The 19,294-nt window shown below is 63.4% G+C and carries 17 protein-coding genes; 3 read left to right on the plus strand and 14 right to left on the minus strand.

Annotation, left to right across the window (positions count from 1 at the left end; genetic code table 11):
• Nucleotides 1-12 precede the first annotated feature (12 nt).
• Nucleotides 13-1,857 carry a GGDEF domain-containing response regulator gene (locus GNH96_RS11985; protein WP_169603892.1) on the plus strand — a complete coding sequence of 615 codons (1,845 nt, stop codon included), beginning with the start codon at nucleotides 13-15 and terminating at the stop codon, nucleotides 1,855-1,857.
• Between the two features lie 58 nt (nucleotides 1,858-1,915).
• Here the strand turns inward: GNH96_RS11985 and GNH96_RS11990 are convergent, their stop codons facing one another.
• The 8 genes from GNH96_RS11990 to mmoX form a co-directional block, all read right to left on the minus strand.
• The gene (locus GNH96_RS11990; RefSeq protein ID WP_169603893.1) at nucleotides 1,916-3,595 is read right to left on the minus strand and encodes an Hsp60 family chaperonin; all 1,680 of its coding nucleotides are present in this window, start codon (nucleotides 3,593-3,595) and stop codon (nucleotides 1,916-1,918) included.
• Nucleotides 3,596-3,611: 16 nt separating this feature from the next.
• Complete coding sequence (locus GNH96_RS11995; RefSeq protein WP_169603894.1) at nucleotides 3,612-3,932, minus strand: hypothetical protein; 321 nt, start codon at nucleotides 3,930-3,932, stop codon at nucleotides 3,612-3,614.
• A gap of 14 nt (nucleotides 3,933-3,946) precedes the next feature.
• Nucleotides 3,947-4,993 carry an aromatic/alkene monooxygenase hydroxylase FAD-binding subunit MmoC gene (mmoC, locus tag GNH96_RS12000; protein WP_169603895.1) on the minus strand — a complete coding sequence of 349 codons (1,047 nt, stop codon included), beginning with the start codon at nucleotides 4,991-4,993 and terminating at the stop codon, nucleotides 3,947-3,949.
• Between the two features lie 12 nt (nucleotides 4,994-5,005).
• Complete coding sequence (gene mmoD / locus GNH96_RS12005) at nucleotides 5,006-5,317, minus strand: soluble methane monooxygenase-binding protein MmoD (protein WP_169603896.1); 312 nt, start codon at nucleotides 5,315-5,317, stop codon at nucleotides 5,006-5,008.
• Nucleotides 5,318-5,473: 156 nt separating this feature from the next.
• On the minus strand, nucleotides 5,474-5,977 hold the full coding sequence (mmoZ, locus tag GNH96_RS12010) for an aromatic/alkene monooxygenase hydroxylase subunit gamma (protein ID WP_169603897.1): 504 nt from the start codon (nucleotides 5,975-5,977) through the stop codon (nucleotides 5,474-5,476).
• A gap of 10 nt (nucleotides 5,978-5,987) precedes the next feature.
• Nucleotides 5,988-6,413: a methane monooxygenase regulator MmoB gene (gene mmoB / locus GNH96_RS12015; protein WP_169603898.1), complete on the minus strand. Its 426-nt coding sequence runs from the start codon at nucleotides 6,411-6,413 to the stop codon at nucleotides 5,988-5,990.
• 11 nt (nucleotides 6,414-6,424) lie between these two features.
• The gene (gene mmoY, locus GNH96_RS12020) at nucleotides 6,425-7,594 is read right to left on the minus strand and encodes an aromatic/alkene monooxygenase hydroxylase subunit beta (protein ID WP_169603899.1); all 1,170 of its coding nucleotides are present in this window, start codon (nucleotides 7,592-7,594) and stop codon (nucleotides 6,425-6,427) included.
• Between the two features lie 78 nt (nucleotides 7,595-7,672).
• Entirely contained in the window at nucleotides 7,673-9,256 is a 1,584-nt protein-coding gene (gene mmoX / locus GNH96_RS12025; protein WP_169603900.1) for an aromatic/alkene monooxygenase hydroxylase subunit alpha, read from the minus strand.
• A 444-nt stretch (nucleotides 9,257-9,700) separates the two neighbouring features.
• Here mmoX and GNH96_RS12030 point away from each other — a divergent pair, with 444 nt between their 5' ends.
• On the plus strand, nucleotides 9,701-9,973 hold the full coding sequence (locus tag GNH96_RS12030; RefSeq protein WP_169603901.1) for a DUF4242 domain-containing protein: 273 nt from the start codon (nucleotides 9,701-9,703) through the stop codon (nucleotides 9,971-9,973).
• A complete protein-coding gene (locus GNH96_RS12035) occupies nucleotides 9,970-11,811 on the plus strand; it encodes a dynamin family protein (RefSeq protein ID WP_169603902.1) in 1,842 nt (613 codons plus the stop codon). The genes GNH96_RS12030 and GNH96_RS12035 overlap by 4 nt, the downstream gene beginning before the upstream one ends.
• Before the next feature lie 142 nt (nucleotides 11,812-11,953).
• Here the strand turns inward: GNH96_RS12035 and GNH96_RS12040 are convergent, their stop codons facing one another.
• The 6 genes from GNH96_RS12040 to hyfB are packed head-to-tail and all read right to left on the minus strand — an operon-like array spanning nucleotide 11,954 to nucleotide 19,284.
• Nucleotides 11,954-12,493: an NADH-quinone oxidoreductase subunit B family protein gene (locus tag GNH96_RS12040; RefSeq protein ID WP_169603903.1), complete on the minus strand. Its 540-nt coding sequence runs from the start codon at nucleotides 12,491-12,493 to the stop codon at nucleotides 11,954-11,956.
• Between the two features lie 12 nt (nucleotides 12,494-12,505).
• Nucleotides 12,506-14,089, minus strand: coding sequence for a hydrogenase large subunit (locus GNH96_RS12045; RefSeq protein WP_169603904.1), 1,584 nt, complete (start codon nucleotides 14,087-14,089; stop codon nucleotides 12,506-12,508).
• Nucleotides 14,086-15,552 carry a hydrogenase 4 subunit F gene (locus GNH96_RS12050; RefSeq protein ID WP_169603905.1) on the minus strand — a complete coding sequence of 489 codons (1,467 nt, stop codon included), beginning with the start codon at nucleotides 15,550-15,552 and terminating at the stop codon, nucleotides 14,086-14,088. The genes GNH96_RS12045 and GNH96_RS12050 overlap by 4 nt, the downstream gene beginning before the upstream one ends.
• Nucleotides 15,549-16,226 (minus strand): formate hydrogenlyase, encoded by a 678-nt coding sequence (locus GNH96_RS12055; RefSeq protein WP_169603906.1) that lies wholly within the window; start codon nucleotides 16,224-16,226, stop codon nucleotides 15,549-15,551. Before GNH96_RS12055 ends, GNH96_RS12050 begins: the two co-directional genes overlap by 4 nt.
• Nucleotides 16,226-17,170: a respiratory chain complex I subunit 1 family protein gene (locus GNH96_RS12060; protein WP_169603907.1), complete on the minus strand. Its 945-nt coding sequence runs from the start codon at nucleotides 17,168-17,170 to the stop codon at nucleotides 16,226-16,228. The genes GNH96_RS12055 and GNH96_RS12060 overlap by 1 nt, the downstream gene beginning before the upstream one ends.
• Nucleotides 17,170-19,284 (minus strand): hydrogenase 4 subunit B, encoded by a 2,115-nt coding sequence (hyfB, locus tag GNH96_RS12065; protein WP_169603908.1) that lies wholly within the window; start codon nucleotides 19,282-19,284, stop codon nucleotides 17,170-17,172. Before hyfB ends, GNH96_RS12060 begins: the two co-directional genes overlap by 1 nt.
• Nucleotides 19,285-19,294 lie beyond the last annotated feature (10 nt).

Below are 19,294 nucleotides of genomic sequence, written 5' to 3' on the forward strand. Positions count from 1 at the left end.
GACCTACGGAAGATGCATAAGCAGAAGCTGTGCGACTCGCTGCCCACCCCGTCGCGCACAGCCGCCGCGATCCTGAGCCTGGCCCAGCGCGAAGACGTCACAGCGGAAGCGCTGGCCCAATTGATCCAGACCGACCCGGCGCTCACCGGCCGGATCCTGCGCTTCGCCAACGCCCCCGCCAAGGGCACGCGCCGCCCGATCGCCAGCGTGATCGACGCCATGAACCTCCTCGGTCTCCAAGCCATTCGCCAGTTCGCGCTGAGCCTCTCGCTCATCGAGGCCCATCGCGAAGGCCAATGCGAAGCGTTCGACTACACGGCCTACTGGAAGAGATCCCTCGCCTGCGCGATCACGCTCCAGACGATCATGGCCCAGGCTCCCACCGTCGCCCCGAAAGAAGCCTTCACGCTGGGCCTGCTGGCCGATGTAGGCCGCCTCGCTCTGGCGACGGCCTGGCCGGAGGAATACAGCGAATGTCTGCGGCAGGCGCACGACGAAAGGCTGAACGCGCTGGAGCGGGAGCGTTTCGCCACGGATCACGACGACCTGACCCTCATGCTGCTGACCGATTGGGGTTTTCCGCAGGTCTTCATCGATGCGCTGAAATGCAGCCAGCAGAACGAAATCCTGGAAGAAGGCCGCACCGGCCGGTTGGCCCGGCAGATCGCTCTGGCACGGCGGGTCGCGGATTACCGCCTCGCGGACGAGTCGCAGCGCATCGGATTGGCGCCGGCTCTGGCGGCGGAAGCTAGAAAATGCAACCTCGACGACGAGGATCTGGCGCTTCTGCTCGGCGGGCAGCAGGAGGAGTGGAACGACTGGACGCGGGTGATCGGGATCGCCGAGGAAGACCGGACCACCACGACCGAGCCTTCCGGTCCGGGGCTGCAAGCGGAGGAAAAGCTGCACGTGCTGCTGGCGGACGACGACCCCATCATGCTGACGCGACTGTCCCGGCAGCTCGAAGCCGATGGACATCATGTCGCCTCACGGCGGGATGGGGAAGCGGCGCTGGAATACGCGCTCGAGCACGAGCCGGAAATGGTGATCACCGACTGGCACATGAAGCCCATGAACGGCCTGGCGCTGTGCAAGGCGCTGCGGGCGTCCGCGCTGGGCAGCAATGTCTACATCGTCATGCTCACCGCGACCGAGAGCGAAGACGCCCTGGTCGAAGCCTTCGGCGCCGGCATCGACGATTACGTCACCAAGCCGCCCAGCGTCAGGGTTCTCAAGGCCCGCATCCGGGCCGGCCAGCGCATCATCAGCCTGCACAAGAAGCTCGCGCGGGAACGCAAGGAAATCGAACGCTACGCCTCGGAACTGGCCGCCGCCAACCGCCGCCTGGAACTCATGGCCCATACCGACCCGCTCACCGGGCTGCCGAACCGCCGCTACGCGATGGGCAAGCTGGAACGGGAGTGGGCGGAGGCGCGCACGTTCGGCCGGCCCTTGAGCGTCATGGTGCTCGACCTCGACTGGTTCAAATCCATCAACGACACCCTCGGCCACGACGCCGGCGATCAGGCGCTCGTTCATGCCGCCCGCGTGATGCGGGAAACCGTTCGCAGCAGCGACATCGTTTGCCGGATGGGCGGCGAGGAATTTCTGATCATCACGCCCGATACCAGCGGCTCCTCCGCACTCCAGACCGCCGAACGCATCCGCAGCGCGATCGAACGGCGCCAGCCCGGGGAACTGACGCTATCCCGGCCGTTGACCGCCAGCATCGGCGTGGCCGATTCCACGTCCGCCACCGCCAGCGTGAAGGACCTGCTGCTGAAAGCCGACGATGCCCTCTACCATGTCAAACAGAATGGCCGTAACGGCGTCCATTACGCCGGACACGGGGCATAGGCGTCACCTCGCATCGCGCGCTCGACCGGTGACGCGGTTGCAGGTCCGGTGCGCGGCTTCAGGCCCTCGGATCTTCCCGGGTCGCGGCGGCCCATTCCGCGCTGAAGCCGGCGAACGCATCCGCATCGGGGACTTCCAGCACCACCGCCGCGGTGGTGAGAAAAGTGCCGGCCACCGACGCGGCTTTCTCCAGGGCCAGTCTGAGCACCTTGGCGGGGTCCCATATCCCCTTGGCATGGAGGTCGCCGAAACTCCCGCTTTCCTGGTCGTAGCCCCAGCCGGGATTCGGGTGATCCATGACCTTGGCGACGACGGCCTCCCCCGATAGCCCCGAGTTTTCGCCGATGACTCGCAAGGGCTCCGCCAGCGCCGACCGGACGATGTCGATGCCGCGCGCTTCGTCCGCGCCGTGCGCCCCGAGTTCGGCCAATGCGGGGAGACTGCCGAGGAACCCGACGCCGCCGCCGGGCAGTACGCCTTCTTCCAGGGCGGAAACCACCGAGCGGTAGGCGTTTTCGATCCGCACCATCCGCTCCTTCATCTCCACGTCGGTCACGCCGCCCACGCGGTAAACCGCTGACTTGCCGCTCAGGCCGATGATGCGTGCCTCGATGTCCTCGAGTTCGTGCAGACGCCCGGTCGCCGATCCCTGGCCGGGCTTGAGGGCACGATACTGCTCGGCCTCCAGGCGCAGACCCTCCAGACGGGCGCGGGAGGCTTCGGTGCCTGGCGTGCCGAGCAGGGCCGTTGCGTCGGCGCTGACCACCGCCCGGCGCACCCGCCCCAGGTCGGCCAGCGTGACCCGATCCAGCCGGTCGCCCTTAGCCTCCAGGACCGCCCTTCCGCCGGTCAGCGCGGCCAAGTCCAAGAGCCGGTCCGGCCGCCTGTCGCCGAACCCCGGAGCGGTGACGGCAACCGCCTTGAACACGCCGCGCACATGATTGAGCAGAATGCCGGCCAGGGCCTTTTCCTGGACGCGGTCGGCGGCGATCAAGAGGCTCCCGCCGGCCTCGGTGACTTGCTCCAGCAGCGGCACCAGATCGACGAAATCGTTCACCTCCAGATCGGTCATGAGCACGTAGACGTCGTCGAGTTCGGCCAGCTCCCGGGTCCGGTCGGTCACGAAATAGGGCGACAGGTAGCCCTTCTCCCAGCGATAACCGTCGACGACATCGAGCACGTCCTCGCGCCGCTGCCCCAGCTCGACCGACACGGCGCCGTGGACGCCGACCGCGTCCAGCGCCTCCAGCAGCAGCCGGCCGACGCCGGGTTCGTTCTTGGTCGCCACCGCGGCCACGCCCAGAATGAGCGATTCCTGTTCGCCGCGCCAGGCGCGGGCCCGGATGTCCTCGGTCACGCAGGCGACGGCCCGGTCGATGCCGCGCTTGAGCGCGATGGGATCGGCCCCGGCGGCGAGGCTCTTGAACATCTCCCGGGCGATATGGCGGGCCAGCACGATGGCGGTGGTGGTGCCGTCCCCTGCCTCCCGTGACATGGTGCCGGCGACGTCCCGCAGCAGCCGGGCCCCGAGATTGGCGATCCGGTCCTTGAGCACGATGGAATTCGCCACCGTGACCCCGTCCCGGGTCGCAACCGGGGGCAGGCCGTCGGCCCGGTGCTGGATCATGACGCTGGGGCCGGTCGCGCCCAGCGTCGGCATCGCCGCGCGCGCGAGGATCTCGATGCCCTGCATCATGCGGCGCCGCGCATCCCCTTGGTAAACCACTTCCTTTGCCATGTTGGGTCGACTCCAGTCAGGATTGATTGTTTTTACGCGCCGAAGGCGACAGGTGGCGCATGTAGGCCTCCCCGGCGTTGGCGCGGCTGGCGCGGGCACGCTTGAGCCGAGACCAGATCCACACCAGTTCGCGGTCGCGGAAGTCCATGGTCCGCTTGAGTTCCCATTCTTCCTCGGGACTGAGGTCGTGGTCCCAGTACTCCTTGAGTTCGGCGACCCGGCAGGTGCCCAGGGATGCCGCGAGCCCTTTCTCCTTGCGCGCGAGCTCCTGGATGCTGGCATCCAGCTGCTCGATCATTTCGCGCAGGAATTGGGGCGGGAATGGCTCGGTGCTCATGACGCTTCTCCGGATCAGGCGGCGCCGGACGGCAGGAACTTTTCGAAGAAGACCTGATCGCCGGGAATGCCGTGACTGCGCGTCACCTCCAAGGCGGCGTCGATCATGCCGGGCGGGCCGCATAGGTAGATGTCCGGATTGGACCCATTGGATTCCAGATCCTGGCGCAGCAGGTCGATGGGCAAACCCTGCTGTCCCTCCCAATCCGGGCCTGGCTTCCATACGCAAGCCTTCACTTGGAGATTGCGCATGGATCGTTCGAGAGACTTCAACTCGTCGATGTAGAACAATTCGGGCTCGGTGGTGACGCCGAAATAGATGTGCGTCTCGTTCGGCGCCCTCCACTCCCGCATCTGCCGCACCATCGAGACCACGGGCGCCAGCCCGGTTCCGCCGGCCACGAAATAGCGCGGCGCCATGCCCCGTTCCTTGAGCCCGAACACGCCGAGCGGCCCCTTGACGGAAAGCACCTGGCCCACGCGCGCCTCGTTGCGCAGATAGTCGGAAAACCGGCCCTCGGGCAGCACGCGGATCAGGAACTCCAGCCGGCCTTCCGGGTTGGGGATATTCGCCGGCGAATAGGAGCGGGAAATATCGGTACCCGGAATGGTCAGATCCATGAACTGGCCGGGCTCGAATTTCACCCCCCGGTTGCCGGATTCATCGGGCCGTTTCTGCAGCAGGAACTGGACGGTGTTGGAAGAAACCCAATTGACCGCAACCACTTCCGCTTCGAAGCTGCCGACGTCGCAGTAACTGATCCGGCAACTGGTGTAGGGCAGCTCGACTTGCAGATCGGTCTTCGGATAGGTCCGGCAAAGCAGAACCAGCCCTTCCTCTTCCTCTTCGGGGGGCAGGGCCTGAACGCTGCACCCCCTGAGATCGTAATCGCCTTCCGCGCAAAAGGCCTTGCAGGTCGCGCAGCCGCCTTCCCGGCAGGACGACATCAGGAAGATGTCCTGGCGCAGGGCGGCGGTGATGACGTCCTCGTCCGAACGGCATTCGAAGCGGAGCGATTCGCCGTCCTCCGTGACCGCCGTGATAGTGTGAACTCTCTGCATAAACTTACCTGTTCAATGTTGAACCCCGCCGGTCCGGTCCTCTCCCGGAGCGCGTTGTTCGGTCATGCCAAAATAATTCAGAACATGCGTCACGGCGCGGATCGACGATTCCAGGCTGATCGAGCAGCCTTCCTGAACGATCCTTTCCTCCCGAACGATGATCCACCGCCACATGAAATCGAGATCCTTCGCGTAGGCCGCGTAGGTCTCGTCCCGTTTCAGCAGATGCCAGTCCGCGGAAGGAAAGAAACCGGCCTGGGGCCTTGATTCCTCGAACCGTTCGTCTGCTTCGCCCGAAAATGGCTGAAATGCCGATTCGACCATGGTGAATTCCTTACGAAAAATGGAGAAGCGTGCGGCGAACCCGCGCGTTCCTTGAAAGCCGGAGGCTCCGGGCCGGCGGGACCGGCCCGAAGCGGCATCCCTGCCCGGCCGGCCTTTACGGCAGGGCCGTCGAGGCCGGCCGGAGACTTCCTCCCGTCAGTGCGCCGCCTGCAGATGCACTACCCGCACGCCGCGCTGCTTGCGCAGCTCTTCCAGCGGCGTGTCGTAGTAGTTGAGGTTGCGCAGCTCCATCAGCCGGGTTCCCAGTTGGCGCTCGCCGTCCAGGAAGTAGTTCACCGGCATGATCGGCGGTTTGTAGGCCTGGCGGAAACCGATGTGGATCTTCTCGGCTTCCCACTTGTCCTTGGCCGCGTTCATTTTCTTGACGGTGCCATCCAGGACGGCCTTGGCGTCCTCGCCGAAGGCGGTCTTGTGGCGGAAATCCGCTTCGCTGAAGGCGCGCGCCTTGAGGACGGCGACCTTCTCCTCGAGCTTGGCCTCGATCCAAAGATAATCGTTGTCCAGCTCGTAGCTGTTGCGGAACGGGGTGGTGTGATCCATCCGGAACTGCTTCAGCGTCTCGGCCGCCTTCTCCAGGGTGTTGAGCTGCGCGATCTTGCTCACCCAGGCGTCGCGGTTGGCGTTGCTGTGTATGGCCATGTCGATCTCCTTATGCGTGATAGTCTTCGAGCTTCCGGTCGAGCCCCATCAGTTCACTGGTGATGGTGAACTTGTTGCCCAGGGTGTAGGCCCGACCGATGGTGGAGGAAACGTCGACCAGGAAGTCGTACACGTTGAAGGTCCGGCCCAGCAGCTCGGAGATCTCGTCGCAGTCGACTTCGATCTTGCCGTTGGCCTTGATCCACCAATAGCCGGCGCGGTCTTCCACGTTCACCGTCGGATTGACGTTCTTCTTGTAGTCGGTCAGAAGAATCTCCTCGATGAAGGTGTTGATCTCGTCCGACTTCTTGAGCACCAGAACGACCGTGTCGCTCTCGTGGACCACCTGGTTTTCCTCGGCGAAGAACTGATCGGCAAAATCCTTGCCGTCCAAGCCCATGATGCCGGCGTCGTATGCATTGCTGTTTACGCTCATCGTGATATGTCCTATTTCAGTCCTGCCAAAACGGCGTTGACGATCTGGTCGCGATCCGCCTTGAAGTCGATCTTGCTGGCGTAGTCCTCGATCCAGTCGTCGACCACCCGGTACAGCGAAGCGGTGATTTCTTCCTTGTCGGTGGTGCCGGCCGGCAGCTTCGCGAACAGCCCCATGAAGTCGCGCAGCGCGGCCACGGTGGGCTCCAGCCACTTGCTGGTCCAGTTGCGCAGCACGGTGCGGTTGTAGTCTCCGAATTCCGGATCATCGCCCAGGGTGGTGTAGTACAGGTCCTGTACGCCCTGCTTGGTGATCTGGAAATACGTCTGGGACTGGTTGATGAAGAACGGCGTCAGGGTGTCGCCGAACTTCGGCGCCAGCCGCTGGAAGAACTCGCGGCGGACGAACTGGCCGAACAGCGCGTCGTAGACGGCATGGACCGAGAAGGCGCTTTCGTTCCAGTCGAACACCTCCTGCCAGAGCGCCTCCACCGCCAGGCGAGCGCCCTTGTAGATGCCGCCGGTGGTCCATTCGGCCTTCGGCACCGCAGTGGATTCGTCGAAGCCGGGCACGATCTTGGCCAGGAACCCGCGCTCCAGCTGGATCATCTGGGCCAGGTCGATCTTGTCGAAGCCCCAGAAAGCCAGGTCAACCCGAATCACATCCGACAAAGCCTCGCGGGCACCCTGGGAGTGGGCGTTGAACAATCCGTATTCATTGAACAGGAACGCGCCCCAGTACTTGTTGACGAACTCGTCGCGCCAGGCCGGGTCCATCGACCGGATCTGGCCGTCGGCGGAATAGCCCTGCAGGAAGCGGTCGGTGTAGCGCCATTCCTCGGCCTTGTCCTTGACATACGGCGCGTGCCAGCGGCGCAGCGGGTCGCGGTGCTTGAACCAGTCGACCGTGCGCAGCTCGGTGGTCTCGTTGCCCCAGGACGGGCGGCCGCCATGGAACTTCTGGGTCCAGTCGCCCCAGTCCAGGCCGCCGGCAATCCAGTCGGCGTTGGGCTGGGCATAGACGGTCAGGGCTTCGTATTCCGTCAGGCGCTTCCAGCGCGGCGTGACGAAATAGCCCATCTTGTTGTTGCTATCCAGCGGAGCTTCGGGAAGCGCCTTGAGAATCACTGATGCCATGTCCGGATCGGTCAATCCGCGGCGTCTTTCTCCTAACATACTCATATCAATGTTCCTTTCGTTTGATGTTGATCAGGCGATGGCGGGATCGGACTCCGTCCCGGGACGGAGTCCGACACGCGATTAGTTGAACGCCTTCGCCGGGTTCTTGAAGACGCAGTTCAGCCTCTTGATGTCGTCCAGCGTCCACAGCTTGTCGCCACGGACGTGAGGCTGGGCGATCAGGGTCTTGCCGTCGCTGCGCAAGCCGTGCTGCTCCGCGATCACTTCGGACAGCTCCATGCCTTCGTACTGTTCGAAGATGTTCTGGCACTCGTAGCGCTCCGGCTCGGCCAGCCACATGCGCTCGCCCCACTGATCGCTGAAGGTGTGCATCTGGCCGTTGTACTCGTGCACCCGCAGGGTGCTGGCGCCCTTGGCGAGGCTCGGGCAGAACGGCACCTGGGACGTCCGATCGACGTAGATCGGGTGGTTGTTTTCGATGAACCACATCAGCGGAATGAAGCCCGAGGACGGATCCTCGCAGCCGCGAGCGCGCCATTCCTCGTAGATCTTGCCGTAGTGGTCATACCAGCCCGGGTAGTGGGCTTCGAACCAGGCCATTTCTTCCTGATCCGGCAGAGCCAGGCGGAAGAAGCCGGTCGGCCACAGCGCGTAGGCCAACAGGAACAGGTCGTGATGCGCCCAGTAAGCGTCCTGCTTGGCGTCCTTCAGGCTGGCCGGAGATTGCACGCCATACTTGCCCAGACGGCCGATCCAGATGCCGCCCCAGTCTTCGTACACCCAGCGGTTCCAGGTCTTGACCCAGGGCTCGACCTTGAACTTGGAGCCGTACTCGAACAGCATGCCCAGCACCGGGGTGAAGTACTTCTGCTGGGTCCAGAACGCGTTGTTCAGGTCCGTGTTCATGTACTTGGCGGAGGCCGGATCGTTGGCGATGGACACCACGGTCTGGTAGCCGTTGGCCATGTGGCGCAGTTCGTCGGTTTCGATCGACAGGAACACCGTCGGGGTGATCTCGTCGCCGTTGGCGGCGGCCCATTCGGTCACCGCGACGATCAGCGGGTTGGTGAAGCAGGCCTCGCCCACCAACTGCAGGTTGAGCGAGCATTCCACCGCGTCGCCGGAGATGAAGCCGTCAGCGAACACGCGCTTCATGCCCTTCCACAGCGGCCCGATGGTACGGGTGCGGCGGGCGTCGTTGTGGCCGGCCGGGTCCTGGCCGTTCTTGGCGAAGTAGTAGTTGACGTAGGCGCACTGGTGGGTGTGGCGGATTTCGTCCAACACCTGGGCCAGATAGCCGTTCTTCTGTTCCGCGGCCTGGGCGGAGTCCCACAGCATCCCGGTGGCGGCGATGGCGTTGTATTCGCCCACTTCCAGGAAATTCGAGACCACTTTCATGGTCTCGTTCCATTTCGGATGGACGCGGACGCCTGCGTTCAGCCGGGTCAGCGCATCCTGCAGGCTGCCGAACTGGCGCTCGTCCTTGACGGCCTCCATGCGCGCATATTCCTTGGCGATGAGCTTGAACTGTTCCTTGGTCTCGTTCGCCATCTTGTACTTGGTGGCGTACTTGGTCCGGTTGTTCTTGAACTCCCAGTTGAAGCTTTGAAGCCAACGGTGCACTTCCTGTGCATTCACGCTGGTGGGCGCCCGATGGGCGGCCAGCGCGTCCGTCGCGGCCTTGGTTGCGGTGCTAAGTGGCATTTGTTGTTTCCTCCAATAACACATTCTATGAGTGATGAATGTCCGGCGGCGGTTACGAGCCTTCGGACATACGGCCTCCGGGGAGGTCGTGACAATCTCATTACATGGATCGTGCCAACTATTCGTTTAGGCCCGATAGACAGGAATATCAATACGTTGATCCGACAGCCCGACTATCCCGCCGCAACCGCCTTGAATGGACGATGTGTCCGATAATGCGACATGTGTCCGATATCCGGACAGCGATCGGACATAACATCGGACATAACATCGCCACTGGTATCTTGGCGAACAGTCATCCATCGTCATGGGGATATGAGACATTTCGCCGCATTCAACGAGATATCGATCTACGGCAAAATGGGGTAAGGCCATAGGTGCACCGATCGACGTGCACAAAACAGGCCGCTTTTGCATAAACCAGACCTTATCAAGCGAATCAACATGCCCAAATATGTGATAGAGCGTACGATTCCCGGCGCCGGAAACCTGTCGGCCGACGAGCTGCAACGGATTTCCCGGAAATCCTGTTCCGTCCTCAACGCCATGGGACCACAGGTTCAATGGCTTCAGAGCTATGTCACCGACGACAAGGTGTACTGCATCTACATCGCGCCGGACGAGGCCACGCTGCTGCAACATGCCCTGGAGGGCGGTTTTCCTGCCGACTCGATCGCGCGGGTCCGTACCGTCATCGATCCCACCACGGCGGAATGAACGCCATCGCCCGTTTCTCCGCGCCAGCCGGAACGCCGCCGGCGCCCGGCTACGCAGACCTCAAGTCGGAACTGATGGGCCTGATCGACGAGCTGGCGGAAAACTTTCCCGCCAGCCTCCGTCCTGCCCTCGCCTTGCGGGACAAGCTGCAGGCCGAGCATTTCGACGTCCTGACGGTCGGCCAGTTCAAGCGCGGCAAGACCAGCCTGATCAACGCCTTGTTGGGAGAAAGTCTGCTTCCCGTCGGGGCCGTACCGCTGACTTCAGTGGTGACGATCCTCGACCACGGCGATGCCGTCCGAATCACCGTCCATTTTCTGGATGGCGGCTCGCTCGACATTGCGGAGGAGGCCCTGGCGGATTACGTCACGGAGCCGGGCAACCCGGGCAATGAAAAAGGCGTCAGCGAAGTGCTGATCCGAATGCCTTCGCCCCTGCTCAGAAATGGCGTACGCATCGTGGATACACCCGGTGTCGGCTCGGTGTTCCGCCACAATACCGACACCGCCTGCGCGCGGCTGCCGCAGTGCGACGCGGCCCTGTTCGTGCTGTCCGCCGACCAGCCGGTGAGCGAAGCCGAATTGGAATTCCTGCGCGAGGTCCGGAAATACGCCGGACGCATCTTTTTCCTGCTGAATAAAATCGACATCCTGAAGGAAGCGGACGCGGCCGAGATCGAGACCTTTTCCCGCCGCGTCCTGGCCGGGGCCGTCGGGTCGGATATCCGTCTCTTCCCCATTTCCGCCGCGGAGGCGCTGGCGGGAAAAACCGCAAATGATCCAGCCCGGCTGGCGAGGAGCCGCCTCCCGGCCTTCACCGAGGCGCTGGAGCGCTTCCTGATGGAGGAAAAAGGCAAGCTGCTGCTTGATGCCGCGGCCGCCGGCGTGGCGCGCCTGATCGCTCGGAATCGCCTGGAGATCGAACTGGAGCGGCGCTCGCTGACGGCATCGATGGCGGAACTGGACGAAAAGATGGCGCTGTTCGCGGCTCGCCGTACCCTGGCGGTCCGCGAGATGCAGCGCCTCGACGGACATCTCCGGCAGGAATTCCGCCTGCTGGCCACCCGCCTCTTCGAGCGCGACCTCAAGGACCGACAGAGCGAACTGGCTTCACACCTGGGAAGGAAGTTCGACGGGCTGGTCCTGAATCAGGACCTTCTGACGCCCAAGGACTTCGACGAACGGCTCGACACCTTCATCCGGGAGGAAGTCGAAGCGGCTTTCGTCGACTGGCGGGATGCGCTGGAACGGCAAGGCGCCGCGGCGGTCGCTGAGATGACCGAGGAATTCAGCCGTGGCATCGAGGAGTCGATCGCCGAACTCCAGCGCTTCGCCGGCGATCTTTTCCGGCTCGCCATGCCGGCCGCCGCCCCGGAAGCACGCTGGCCGGCGAGATCCCGTCCCGGCTTCCGTCCCGCCGGCGAGCCCATGGGGTTGGAACTGCTCGCGGAGCAGGCGCTGAGACGGGGACCGGCTTGGGTGACACCGCGCTTCGGAAGGCTCAAGGTTCTGGCTGAACGCTGGGCCAAACGCGGCATCGTCCGGCGGCGCAGAAGCCAGTTGGCCGAAGCCATCGAAATGCACACGGGCCGCATCCGCAGCGACTTTCTTCGGCGCCTGGAACAGGTGCGGGAAGAGATTTCGGCCGATCTGACCCAGCGCCTGGAGGGCGCGGCGGACGGCCTGGAGCAGGCATTGGCGCGGGGCGCCGGGGAACACGCCCGGGCCTCACGGGAAGCGGGTCCCCGGCTTCAGCGGCTGGAGGGGCAACTGGCCCTGCTGGACCAGCTGGGTCAGCGCATCCAAGCCGTTCGCTTGCGCGCCGCGGCACTCGCCTGACGGAAACACCCTTCAGCCGTTCTTCTCGACTGGCGTTGTCGCTTCACCCAGGGTGGTGGAATCGCAGCGATCGGGCAGCCTTCGGTGTTTCCGCAATGCTGTTTGCGTTTGAAGTGCCCGGCATGGGCGGGATCGCAGGACCTTACAACCGGCCGCACAAGGACAGCAGGCCCTGCAACAGCGCCAGGGGTGTCGGCGGGCAACCCGGCACGGCGAGATCGACGGGGATGACGTTACTCACCGCCCCGCAACTGGCATAGGACACCCCGAACTCACCACCGCAAGCGCCGCAGTCGCCCACGGCGATCACCCATTTGGGATCGGCGGTGGCTGCGTAGGTACGCTTCAAGGCGGCTTCCATGTGCCGCGACACCGGTCCCGTCACCATCAGAACGTCGGCATGGCGAGGTGAAGCGACGAAATGGACACCGAAGCGCTCGACATCGTAGTAGACGTTGTTGAGGGCGTGAATCTCCAGCTCGCAGCCGTTACAGGAGCCCGCGTCCACTTGCCGAATGGCGAGACTTCCGCGAAACCGTTTGTCCACGACGACCTTGAGCGCTTGGCCGACTTGCTCGATCGGTTCCTCGCGCTCGGTGGCGCTGATGCCGGGTTTGGCCAGTTTCGGGACTTTCTCGGTGAGGACACCGGTCTTGAAAATCTTGCCATACAGTTGCAGCATGAAAATGCCTCGTTAAAGGTCGTGGCCGGAATAGGACCCGTTGACCGATTTGTTGCACACCGGGAAGTCGGGAACGATGTTGCCGAGTATGAGTTTTTCCAGCGCAGGCCAGTTGATGACGCTGGGATCGCGCGGCCAGTAGCGGCGGATGGCGTTGTCCGAACCGAAACGCACGAAGCAGAGAATCTCGCCGCGCCAGCCCTCGATGGCTGCGAACCCTTCCGCGCCCTCGGCCGGGACCTGCCAGCGCGCCACCCGCTCGCCTTCGGGCATCCCTTCGAGCAGATCGCCGAGCAGTCGCAGCCCGGCGCGCAATTCCTTGTAGCGAACCCAGAAACGCGAGGAAACGTCGCCCTGGCTTTCCGTTGGCACGCTGACCTTCAATCGGTCGTACGGTGGATAAGGCGCGTCTCGGCGCGTATCGAAGGTCTGGCCGCTCGCGCGGCCGACGAAGCCCAGCGCGCCCAAGGCTGCCGCCAGTTCGGTCGAAAGAATGCCGGCGTTGAGAAAACGATCCTCCAGGGAGGAATTGGCGTCGAGGAGAGTCAGCAGCTCATCCAGCTCCACCCGCAAGGCCGTTATGGATCGATGCATGGCCTTCGCCGTCGCCGGAGTGATGTCGACCCGAGCCCCGCCGGGCACGATCCGGTCCATCAGCAGCCGATGGCCGAAATGGACCTGGTTTTCCCGCAGCCACTGCTCCCGTAGACGGCCGAACTGGTAATAGCCGAAGGCAAAGCCTACGTCGTTGCACAGGGCACCCAGATCCCACAGATGATTGATGACCCGCTCCCGCTCCGCGAGGATTCCGCGCAGATACGCGGCACGCAAGGGGATTTCGATCCCCGCGGCGCGTTCCATGGCCATGCAGGCGGCCCAGGCATGACCGACCGTGGTGTCGCCGGACACCCGTCCGGCCAGCCGCGCCAAGCCGTCCGGGTCACGGCCCTCGGCGATCTTCTCGATGCCCTTGTGGACATAGCCCAAACGCTCCTCCAGATGCAGCACCGTTTCGCCGACGGCCTGGAAGCGGAAATGGCCGGGTTCGATGATGCCCGCATGCACCGGGCCGACGGGAATTTCGTAGACACTGGCACCCTGGGCCTTGAGGAAGGGGTAGTCGCGGTCCGGCGGCGTTTCCTCCGCGTTCGATCCGGCGGCCGGAAATTCCTTGCGCAGCGGATGGACGCCTTCGTCCCAGGCCCGATGGCGTATCCAGCGGCGCGGATCGGGATGATCCTCGAAACGAACGCCGAAAAGGTCCTGGATGTGGCGCTCGGGTCGGTCCGCTGCCCAATAGTAAGGCGCATGGGACGGCAAACTCGCTCGTTCCGGCGCCAGAGTGGTTCTCAGAATCAGGTAGGTTCCCCGATGTTCCAAACAGGCGTTGACCGTCAGATCGAAACCTCGGTCATCGGCCCAAACCCCGGCCCAGCGCCAATGCTCGGACTTGGCGGTTTCGGCAGCCTTGCCCCAATCGCGGGCATCGATCTGCAAAACCGTTGCGGGCGGCAAGGCGCACGGGACCGACGAACGGTTGTCGATGTCCTGGGCCGCCAGTTTCAGCCGCAGCGAAGTCAAGCTTTCGACGCTCATTGCGGCAAGCTCCCCGAAATCAGCTGCGTCGCCTGGTTGAACCAGTTGCCGAGAAATGGGGGGATGGACAGACCGAGCCATAGCACCAGCGCCAGATGCGCCATGACCGGCCACAGGTTGGCTTGGATGGCCCGCCGGCCCTCCGGAACATCGCCGAAAACCATAGGCTGGATATGGCGGAACAGACCGGCGAAGGCGAGCCCGATCCCCAGAAGCAACAACGGCGTCAGCCAGGGGTAGTCGTGCATCGTGGCAACCAGGACCAGGAATTCGCTGGCGAATACTCCAAAGGGCGGAAATCCGGCGATGGCCACGGTGCCGATCAACAGTCCCCAGCCGATGGTGGGCTGAGTCAGGATCAAGCCGCGTATCCCGTCCATACGCTGGGTGCCGGCCAATTGGGCCGCATGGCCCACGGTGACGAAAATGGCCGATTTGGTGAGGGAATGGGTGGTCATGTGAAACAGCGCGGCGAAGGTGGCCCAGGGGCTACCCACACCGAAGGCGAAAGTCATCAGGCCCATGTGTTCGATGGAGGAATAGCTGAACAGCCGCTTGATGTCCGTCTGACGGTGCAGAAACAGGGCCGCGACGAGGAAGGACAGCAACCCGAACCCCATCATCAGGTTACCGGCCAGATGCGTGCCCAGCGAACCGTCCACCAGCATTTTGCAGCGCACCACGGCATAGAGGGCGTCATTGAGCAGCAGCCCCGAGAGGATGGCCGACATGGGGGTCGGACCTTCCGAGTGGGCGTCCGGCAGCCATTGATGCAAGGGGACCAGGCCGATCTTGGTGCCATAACCGACCAAGAGAAACACGAAGGCCATACTCAGAATGGCGGGATCGAGGGCATGGGCGTTTTCATGCAACACCGTCCACAACAGCGCCTCTCCTCCTATGCCGAGTTTTTGCTCGGCGGCGAAGTACAGCAGGACCGTGCCGAACAGGGCCTGGGCGATACCCACGCCACAGAGGATGAAATATTTCCAGGCCGCCTCCACCGACTCGGGCGTGCGATACAAACTGACCAGCAAGACGGTGGCCAGGGTCGCGCCCTCCATCGCCACCCACATGACCCCCATGTTGTTGGTCGTGAGCACCAGATACATGGCCAGCATGAAACCCTGGTACATGGCGTAGTAGAGCCGCAAACGCCGCCCCGTCACCCGGCCGATCTCCCGTTCGTGCGCCATGTAAGGGCCGGAGAAGATCGAGGTGGTGAGTCCGACAAAGGCGGTCAGGGCGACCAGGTAGACGTTGTAGGAATCGACATACAGCAACCGCCCCGATGAGAGCTCCGGACCATTGATGAGCACGTCGATGGCCAGCCAGACGGATGCCGCCAAAGCCAGGCCGTTGAAGCGGCTATTCAACCGCCCGGCCTCGGGCCGGTCGCCGTAGCGGGCCAGCAGCACCATGCCCCAAAGGGGGATCATAAGCAACAGATACACTGCGATCATTGGTCCGCCTCGCTCAATTTGCTGAGCTGATCCACGTTGAGGGAATCGATGCTGGAGCGGATCTGGAAGAAGAACACGCCGAACACCACGGCGGCCACCAGCACATCGAAGGCCACCCCCAGCTCCACGACCATGGGCATACCATAGGTGGATACGACGGCGGCGAAGAACAGGCCATTCTCGATGGACATGAAACCCACCACGTGGGCCACCGCCTGCCGGCGGGTGATCATCAGCAGCATGCCGAGCAGTACCGCGGCGAGGCTCACGGCGATGGCGTTGAGCGTCACCAGGGTGGAATGCTGGACGACCGGCAAACTGACGTAATAGCTGAACACGACCAGGGCCGTTCCGGCCATCATGACCCGCGCCGGGTGGTCGACGGTATCCATGACCCGGTGCAGTCCCATATGGCGGATCAACCGATGCAGCAGGATCGGAATGACCAGTCCCTTCAAAAGAAAACTCAGGACCGCGGAAACATAGAGGTGTGGATAATCGAGAACGGCGGCGGCCAAAGCCGTCGCGGCCGCCAGCAGGCACCCCTGCAGCGCGAAGATCAGCACCAGCCGGACCAAGCGGGACTGCCCGAGCATCAGGAACGAGGTCAGGGCGATCAAGCCCGCCAGCAGCAGAATCGCCTGTTGATACAGTGTCAGTTCGGAAATGGCCATCAGCGCGCCGCCTCCAGGATGATGTGACTCAGCATCCCCAGGACGCTGAGCAGATAGGCGAAGCCCAGATATTCCTGCACGCGGAAAATCCGCATCTTGGCGAACAGGGCTTCCGACAGAGCGAGCAGCAGAGCCAGCACCGCCAGCTTCAACGCGATCGCCGCCGCACCAAAGACCAACGCCGACGGGGAAAGCTCCTGCGCGATCCCCCATGGAAAGAAGATATTGGCGATGAGAACGCCGTAGAGCATCAGCTTGATCTGGCTGGCCCATTCGATCAGCGCCAGCCAGCGTCCGCTGTACTCCAGGATCATGGCCTCGTGGATCATGGTCAGCTCCAGATGGGTGGCCGGATTGTCGACCGGGATCCGCCCGGTCTCGGCAATCGCCACCAGTATCAGGCCGCCCAGGGCGAAGACGAACGAAGGGCGCAATACCAGGCCGGCGTCCAGAACGTAATCCATGGCCTGAGACAGGTTGGTGGTGCGCGCGCTCATGCTGAGAGTGAACACCGCCATCAGCATGGCCGGCTCGGCGAGGGAGGAAATGGTCATTTCCCGTGACGAGCCCATGCCGCCGAAGGCGGTGCCGATGTCCATCCCGGCCAGTACCTGGAAAGTGCGGGCCATCGCGAAGAAGCCTACCAGCACGATGACGTCGGCGACGCGCGAGGTGGGCAAATCAACCGCCGCCAGGGGCACGATGGCCGCCGCCAGCACGGTCGACGCGAACACGATGTAAGGGGCGGCCCGGAATATCCATGATGCCGGGTGCGGCACGATGGGCTGTTTCCGGTACAGCTTGAACATGTCCCGGTAAGGCTGGAACACCGACGGCGCCTTGCGGTTCTGCAGGCGGCACTTGATCCGTTTGATCCAGCCGGCCAACAGGGGCGCCGCGCCGACGAAAAGCAGGGTTTGCACTACCGCCAGCAGCCAAGCCATCAGCTGATCACCCACAACAGAAAAATCAACGTAACGAAGGAATAACCCAGATAGGTCCGAATATTCCCGGTCTGCAAACGTCCCACCCAGCGCGCCAGTTTCGTGACGGCGCGCCCCGAGGGTTGATAAAGGGTCAACCAAGCTCGGTCCAGTACCTGGAATTGATAGCGCAGCGCCGTGACCCGCGACTGGGCAGGACCTTCCTTGTGTTCTTCGACGGTTTCGCAAATTTCGAACACGGGCTCGAAGATACGGCGGATAGGCATGCTGAAGGCGCCGGAGGTGTATTGCATGCGGGATGTCAACCCCCCGAAGCCGCAGTCCCAGGGCTCGGCCCGCCGCGGCTTGATCCGGGTGCGGCGATACAGCAGGAAATAACACACCCAGCCCACGGCCATGATCGCCAGCAATACCAGGGCCGGTGCATAAGACGCTATTTCCGGCGCCACCGGCGTGAGCCACAGCCAGCCCAGGGTGGAGATATTGGGTAGGACGAAGCCGGTCAACTGCCGGGTCAAACTCCCCAGGCCATTGATCAACGGGGTCGGCAACACGCCGAACAGCACGCAGCAAACGGCCAGCAGAGCCGGACCCGCCAGCATGCCGCGATGATGGACCTCATGGGCATGGGCGATATGGTGTGAACGGGGCAGTCCCAGGAACGCCACGCCGTAGACCTTGACGAAACAGGTGGCCGCCAGTGCCGACGTCAGCGCCAGCACCGCGCTGGCGGTGGGAATCAGGCTGCGCAACACGCCGCTGTCGATGACACTGCCCTGCAACGCGGTCTGGAAAATCAGCCATTCCGAAACGAAGCCGTTCAGCGGCGGGAGTGCGGCGATGCTCAAGGTACCGACCAGGAACACCGCCGCCAGTTTCGGCATGCGATGGATCAATCCGCCCATGTTTTCCAGGCTGTGCTCATGGGTCTGGTGCAGGATGGCGCCGGCGCCGAGGAACAGCAGAGACTTGAACAAGGCATGATTGAGCGAATGTAACAGCGCGGCCACCAAGCCCAACGTGCCCAGTTGGGTGTGTCCGCTACTGAGAAAAATCATGGCCAATCCCAGCGCCAAGAAGACAATGCCGATGTTTTCCACGGAGGAATAGGCCAGGAGTCGCTTGAGATCCTGTTGCTGCAGGGCGTAGAGGATGCCTAGCACAGCGGAGGCGGAACCTATGATCAGCACCAGGACGCCCCACTGCCAGAGTATCCGGTCCAACAGATCGAAGCTGAAGCGGATGAAGCCGTAGACGGCAATCTTCAACATGACCCCGCTCATCAAAGCGGACACATGCGACGGTGCCACCGGGTGCGCTTCAGGCAGCCAGGCATGAATGGGAACCAGCCCGGCTTTCATGCCGAAACCGATCAACCCCAGCACGAAGGCGACGCTGGCCCACCCCGGGCTCAGCGAGGCCCCGCGCAAAGCGTCGAAAGTCAGGCCGCTGCCGAAGCCCGCAAGCACGCCAAAGCCCAAGATGATGGCGATGGCCCCGATCTCTGCCATCAGCAGGTAAAGGAAGGCGGCACGGCGGTTGGCGGCGTGGTCATGCTGGTAAGCGACCAGGAAATAGCTGGCGACCGACATCAATTCCCAGGCGATCATGAACACGAACGCATCGTCGGCCAGCAGGACCAGTTCCATGCCGGCCACGAACAGGCCGGTAAACAGCCCCAGCGCGGAAAGGGAGTGCTTGCCGTGTTCGAACTCCCGAACGTAGCCGGGGCCGTAGAGACTGACGGCGATCAGCGGCAGGCCGAGCACACAGAGAAAGAATCCGGCGAGGGGATCGATGCGGATATGCCAGTTGAGCCAGGGAAGCCCCAACGGCAGGGTGTCGGTGAGCACTGCCCCGCTCTGGAGCGTATCCAGCCCCGCCAGAACGGCGCTGATGCCGGAAAACCCCAGCAGCGCGAACGGGCGGAAGCGACGGAACACGGCAAAATGCGCTTGAGGGAAGGCCCGAGCCACCGCCGGCGGCTCTTGCGGCCAGCGGCGCCCGATCGCCTCCGCTAGGCGCTGCAACCCGGTGCGCCGGCGTGTGGCGACAGCGACGAGCGCCGATGCCAGTGCGGCGATCACCGATAGATAAGCAAGAAACAACGACATTTCCGCGCCT

The organism is Methylococcus geothermalis (assembly GCF_012769535.1).
GTDB classification, from domain to species: domain Bacteria; phylum Pseudomonadota; class Gammaproteobacteria; order Methylococcales; family Methylococcaceae; genus Methylococcus; species Methylococcus geothermalis.